Source organism: Spiroplasma sp. AdecLV25b, from assembly GCF_030913225.1.
In the GTDB taxonomy this organism is placed as follows: domain Bacteria; phylum Bacillota_I; class Bacilli_A; order Mycoplasmatales; family VBWQ01; genus Spiroplasma_E.
In genome coordinates this window covers 1-6,020 of the sequence record NZ_JAQYTS010000039.1, presented here as the reverse complement: position 1 = coordinate 6,020, position 6,020 = coordinate 1, and the positions used below count along the sequence as shown (strand labels likewise).

Sequence of the window (6,020 nt, the reverse complement as noted above, 5' to 3'; positions counted from 1 at the left end):
TTATCAAATAAGTAAGGACGAGAAACACTAGGAATAGAATCATTAACTAAAGAAAAATTAGGAGCACTAGGAGTAAAATCACTATCAGAAGTAGGAATACTAGGCATGTTTTTTAAATATTCTCGTAATTTTTCTATATCTTCTAAGGTTACTATATTGCTTTTTCTTTCTCATGATGAAAAGATTTCTTTATATTTTTTGTTAGTTAATAGTTTTTTATATTTTTTATTTGCATTATATATGTTGTTAGATTTTATTAATGTTTCTATTTTTTTTAATTTACTCGTAATAATATTTTTTTCTAAATTCATGATATTTTCATACCTTTCTTTATGTAATTTTAAAATATTTGTAAATAAACAGAAAGTCTATTCTAGTTCTTCTGAACTAGAATAGACTTGACATCAAATATTAATTTATTTACATTATTAATAATAACACTAAAAGTTACAATATATCAAATTAAAAAACTTTATTCAGTTTATTTGTATTAAATAACTAAACACTATTACTATTAGTATTCTTATGTTTCTTACATAAGAATACTAATAGTTGCGTTTCTTTTTCTTTCTTAATACGTTCTAATTCTTTTTCTATTTGTTCTAAAAGCGCGATATGTTCTTGACTACGTTGATATTCATTTAGAAATTTAATTTTCTCTAATTTTCTTTGTAGTGCCTTTTCTTGACAAGTTGGACAAAGTGTACTATCACTATCTGCACGGTCAATTGTATCATCATTAGCTTTACGTCAATCCATATGTCTATTTTTTCCTTATTTTTTTTAATAACAAAATTCTATATTTGTTATTAAATAATTATATAATTAAATTATTAATTTATCAAAAATAAAAACTTTAAAGGAGATACAATGAAAACTAAAGTTGATGTAAGTAAAACAAAAGCAAAAACAGTTGCTAAACCACAAGTAACTAAAACTACAAAACCTGTTGTTAAAAATAAAAAGGTAGTAAAATCAAAAACAAAAGCGATTGATGTAAATAAAACTATTACCCAAAATACAAGTATCTTAAAATCAGAAATAATATCAACAAAAAAATTTAATACAACAGCCATCATTGGTTGTCAATGGGGAGATGAAGGAAAAGGTAAAATTACTGATTATTACAGTCAAACTTCTGACATTGTTGTTCGTTGAAGCGGTGGCGATAATGCTGGTCATACAATCGTATTTAATAATGAATTGTATAAACTAAGTATTATTCCATCAGGTATTTTCAATAAAAATACTTATTGTGTAATTGCTAGTGGTTGCGTTATTAACCCAGAAAAATTAGTTTCAGAAATTGAAAATTTAAAAACCGCTGGCTTTAATTGTGATAAATTAAGAATCTCTAATCGTGCTCATGTTATTTTACCTTATCATATTGCTTTCGACCAATGTGAAGAAAAAGCTAAGGGAGATAAAGCAGTTGGTACGACTTTAAAAGGAATCGGACCTTGTTATGCCGATAAAATTAATCGGATTGGAATTAGAATTGGTGATTTATTAGACCGTGATAGTTTATTAGAAAAACTAAACGATAATTTAGATATTAAAAATAAAATTTTACATAACGTTTATGGTTATGAAAAAACTTTTAGTGCTGAAATAATTTGTAATCAATTATTAGAATTATTACCACACTTTAAAGATTTAATTATTGATAGTAGTCAATTTTTAAATGAACAATTAGTAAGAAATAAATCAATTTTATTTGAAGGTGCTCAAGGTACATTATTAGATTTAGACCATGGTACATATCCATTTGTCACTTCTTCTAATCCTTGTGCTAATTCAATTCCAGTTGGTACTGGAATTTCCTTAAAATCAATTAACGAAATTGTTGGTGTTACTAAAGCCTATAGTACACGCGTTGGAGCAGGGATATTACCTAGTGAGTTTACTGGTAAGGTGGCAGAATATATTCGTGAAACAGGAAAAGAATATGGTACAGTATCAAGAAGAGCACGCAGAATTGGTTGATTTGATGCCGTTATTGCTACATATAGCGCCCAAATTAATGGATTTACTAGTTTAGCTATTACTTTATTAGATGTCCTTACTAATATTGAAACATTAAAAATTTGTACTCACTATACGTTAAACGGTGAAATGATTAATTATATTCCATCACAAATTGCTGATTTTAGTAAATGCGAACCACATTTTATTGAAATGCCAGGATGAACAGAAGATATTACTAAAGTTACTAGTTTTGCACAATTACCAATTAATGCCCAAAATTATTTAAATAAAATTAGTGAATTAACAGGCGTACCAATTAAAATATTTTCTGTTGGACCAGACCGTAAGCAAACAATTTTTATTAAGGAGTAACAATGATTGAACGTTATGAAACCCCAGTAATGAAACAAATTTGAAATAATGAAAATCGTTTAACTTTATGAATGAAATTTCAAATTGATGTTTGTGAAGCATTGCACCAACTTAAAATTATTCCAAAACAAGATTTTTCATTAATTAAAAAAAACGTTAAGTTGGATATTAAATTAATGGATAAGTTAGAGTTAGAAACTAAACATGATGTTGTAGCTTTTACACGTATGTTAAGTGCTAATTTGAAAGATGAAAGTCGTTGAATTCACTTTGGTTTAACTTCAACTGATATGGTTGATAGTGTTTTAAATTTACAAATAAAATTAGCAAATGAAGTTATTGTTAAATCATTAACAGATTTACAATCTAAGTTAAAAGATTTGGCTTTTAAATATAAAAAGCAATTAGTGATTGGTCGCAGTCATGGTATTTTTGGTGAACCAACATCACTAGGATTAAAGTTTGCATTATGATATGATGAAATTAATCGGCAATTAGTTAGATTAATGTTAGCACGCAAGCAAATTGAAGTAGTTAAAATTACTGGAGCTATGGGTAATTTTGCTCATATTAATCCAGAAGTTAGTGAAATAGTTGCTAAAAAATGAAATATGGAAACTGATAGTTGTGCCACGCAAGTAGTGCAACGTGATCGCCATATCTTTTTAATTACTCAATTAAGCGCTATTGCCACAACTATTGAAAAGATAGCATTAGAAATTCGTTTAAGTCAACGCAGTGAAGTTAATGAGCTATTAGAAGGTTTTGGTTCTGGTCAAAAAGGTTCAAGTTCTATGCCCCATAAAAAGAATCCGATTGGTAGTGAAAATATTTGCGGATTAGCGCGTTTAATTCGTAGTTATAATAGTGCAGCATATGAAAATAATTTATTGTGATATGAACGTGATATTTCACACAGTTCTAATGAACGCGTAATTATTCCTGACATTTATCATAGTTTAGATTTTATTATTACTCGTATGTCTAGTATTTTAGACAATTTAGTTGTTAATACAGAAGCGATGGCCAGTAATATTGCTAAAGCCAATGGACTTTATTTTTCACAACCAATCTTACTGACAATTATTAAGAATAATTCCAAAATAACAAGAGAAATAGCATATGATTTTGTGCAAAATTGTACTTTAGAAGCGCAAAAAACTCATGTTGATTTTAAAACTAGTTTAGAAAAAAACAATATTTATAAATATTTATCACCAGAACAGTTAAACCAATGTTATAATAATGATAATTTTTTAAAAAACATTGATTATATTTTTACTCGTGTCTTTGATAATAAATTAATAACAAATAAGGAGTAAACAACATGACGCGAAGATTTTATATTACAACACCAATTTATTATCCTAGTGCCAAATTACATTTAGGTCATGCTTATACAACAACGATTGCCGATACACTGGCTCGTTATAAAAAAATGCATGGTTATGAAGTTTTCTTTCTAACTGGTAGCGATGAACATGGTCAAAAAATTGAAAAAAAAGCCCAAGCCAATCAACAAACACCACAAAAATTTGTTGATGATATTGTTGATGGATTTAAAAATTTATGAGTAAAATTAGACATTAACTATGATAAATTTATTAGAACAACTGATAAAAATCATATTGAAACTGTTCAGAAAATTTTTACCAAACTTTTAAAACAAGATGATGTATATCTTGGTGATTATGAAGGATTATATTGCGTATCTTGTGAGGAATTTGTCACAGATACGCAAATTAATAAACCTAATAATACTTGTAAAACTTGCAGTGGCAGTGTTACTGCTTTATCAGAACCAACTTATTTTTTAAAATTAGGCAAGTATACTAAAAAATTATTAAGTTATTATGACCAACACCCATTATTTTTATGACCTGTAAACCGGAAAACGGAAATGATTAATAATTTTATTGCTCATGGTTTAAATGATTTAAGTATTACTAGAACGAGTTTTACGTGAGGAATTCCTGTTGTAGAAGACCCTAAGCATATTGTTTATATTTGAATTGATGCTTTAAGCAATTACTTAACGGCTTTAGGTTATTTACAAGCAGATGATAGTAATTTTAAAAAATTTTGAGTAGATTCAAATTGTGAAATTGTTAATTTAGTAGGAAAAGAAATTAGTCGTTTTCATATGATTTATTGACCAATTTTATTAATGGCTTTAGGATTGCGTCAACCAAAGCAAATCTTAGCGCACGGTTGAATTACTAATGAAGAAGGTAAGATGTCTAAATCAAAAGGTAATGTTATTGATCCATTAGTATTAATTAATCGCTATAACGTTGATGGCTTACGTTTCTTTTTAATGAAAGAAATTATCATTGGTCATGACGCTAAATATAGTCATGAATTATTTTTAAATTGTTATAATTCATATCTTGTTAATGATTTAGGTAATTTATTATCAAGAACTGTGACAATGATTATAAAATATTGTGATAGTAAAATTCCTAGTTTAAACTTAAAACATTTAGGAACAGATGAAAAAGATATCATTAGTAATATTAAAATTACAATTAGTGATTTTAATACACAAATGGATGAATATCAAATTCAAGATGGTATTAATACTGTTTTTGAATTAATAGGTAAAGGTAATAAGTTAATTGATTTAACTAAACCATGAGATTTATTTAAAAATAATAAAATTGCTGAATTGCATAATGTTTTAAATCTACTAAGTAATATTTTAGTTATTAGTAGTGCTTTGTTAAGCCCTGTTTTAACTAATAGTGCTTTGAAGATCCACCAACAATTAGGTTTAAAAGAAATTAGTATACCGTCTATTAAAGTTGATTTAAATGCCATTGCTAGTAAAACAGTTAATAAAACAGTATTATTGTTTCCTCGATTAAATATTGAAGAAGAATTAAAGTTTTTAAGTTCTGCTTTTTAGTTTTTGCATTTCAAAAAATTAAATTAAAAAATTGAATGTTTTTAAGACATTCAATTTTTTAATACTTATTCAGGTTCATAAAACGGAACAATAACTTTTAAAGTATCAGGTTCTTCTGTTTTACCTAAACGTTTATCAATTTTATAAAGGTTACTATTTGACATAGCAATTCAATCTAGTAAATCTTTTTCAAAAGCAATTTCTTCATAGAAATCAATTAAAAATCAGTCATAGAATTTTGCTGTTAAATTGTCGTTATTGTCACGTGCACTTTTAACTAACTTATTAGTAAGGTCAAGTAACTCTTCTTTAGTAGACTTTAGTTTTTTCATTGTTTCTTCAATATTTTTTGTAGTAAATGTTGGGACTTTAATGTCTTTAATTTCAACTTCTGCATCTTGGTCCATTAAATAGTTAGCAATTTTACGAATATGAACAACAGCATCAGCAGCTTCAACTTGGTAAAAATGAGCAAAGCCAGGAAAGCCTTTTTGGTTAGCATCATTACTTAATTTTAAACTTAGCATTTGATATTTTAAATGTTCACTGATGTATTGATTTAAATCATCATTAATTTTTTTAATCATAATTAAGATACCTTCTTTCTTTAAATTTTCTTTTATATTATAACATTTTTAATTATTCGTTTAATAAAATTTTAAAATCCCCTTCATCATATATTTTATTAATTATTAGTACTGTAGTTCTAACAGGAATTTTAACAGTAGCAGCATTTTTAACTAGTAGTAAATTACCAAGTAATTTTACTGTT

General features: G+C 26.6%; 6 protein-coding genes. 3 read left to right on the top strand and 3 right to left on the bottom strand.

Annotated features, from left to right (window positions below; translation table 4 throughout):
• On the bottom strand, positions 1-311 hold a 311-nt coding region (locus RDJ14_RS03965; protein WP_308150084.1), incomplete at its 3' end, for a hypothetical protein.
• A 187-nt stretch (positions 312-498) separates the two neighbouring features.
• Positions 499-759 (bottom strand): hypothetical protein, encoded by a 261-nt coding sequence (locus tag RDJ14_RS03960; protein WP_308150083.1) that lies wholly within the window; start codon positions 757-759, stop codon positions 499-501.
• A gap of 111 nt (positions 760-870) precedes the next feature.
• Between RDJ14_RS03960 and RDJ14_RS03955 the strand changes: the two genes are divergently transcribed.
• The 3 genes from RDJ14_RS03955 to metG are packed head-to-tail and all read left to right on the top strand — an operon-like array spanning position 871 to position 5,248.
• Positions 871-2,340, top strand: coding sequence for an adenylosuccinate synthase (locus RDJ14_RS03955; RefSeq protein ID WP_308150082.1), 1,470 nt, complete (start codon positions 871-873; stop codon positions 2,338-2,340).
• A gap of 2 nt (positions 2,341-2,342) precedes the next feature.
• Complete coding sequence (gene purB / locus RDJ14_RS03950) at positions 2,343-3,662, top strand: adenylosuccinate lyase (protein WP_308150081.1); 1,320 nt, start codon at positions 2,343-2,345, stop codon at positions 3,660-3,662.
• A 5-nt stretch (positions 3,663-3,667) separates the two neighbouring features.
• Positions 3,668-5,248, top strand: coding sequence for a methionine--tRNA ligase (metG, locus tag RDJ14_RS03945; protein ID WP_308150080.1), 1,581 nt, complete (start codon positions 3,668-3,670; stop codon positions 5,246-5,248).
• Positions 5,249-5,313: 65 nt separating this feature from the next.
• Here metG and RDJ14_RS03940 read toward each other — a convergent pair whose 3' ends face one another.
• Positions 5,314-5,835: a ferritin-like domain-containing protein gene (locus tag RDJ14_RS03940; protein ID WP_308150079.1), complete on the bottom strand. Its 522-nt coding sequence runs from the start codon at positions 5,833-5,835 to the stop codon at positions 5,314-5,316.
• Positions 5,836-6,020: the final 185 nt, after the last annotated feature.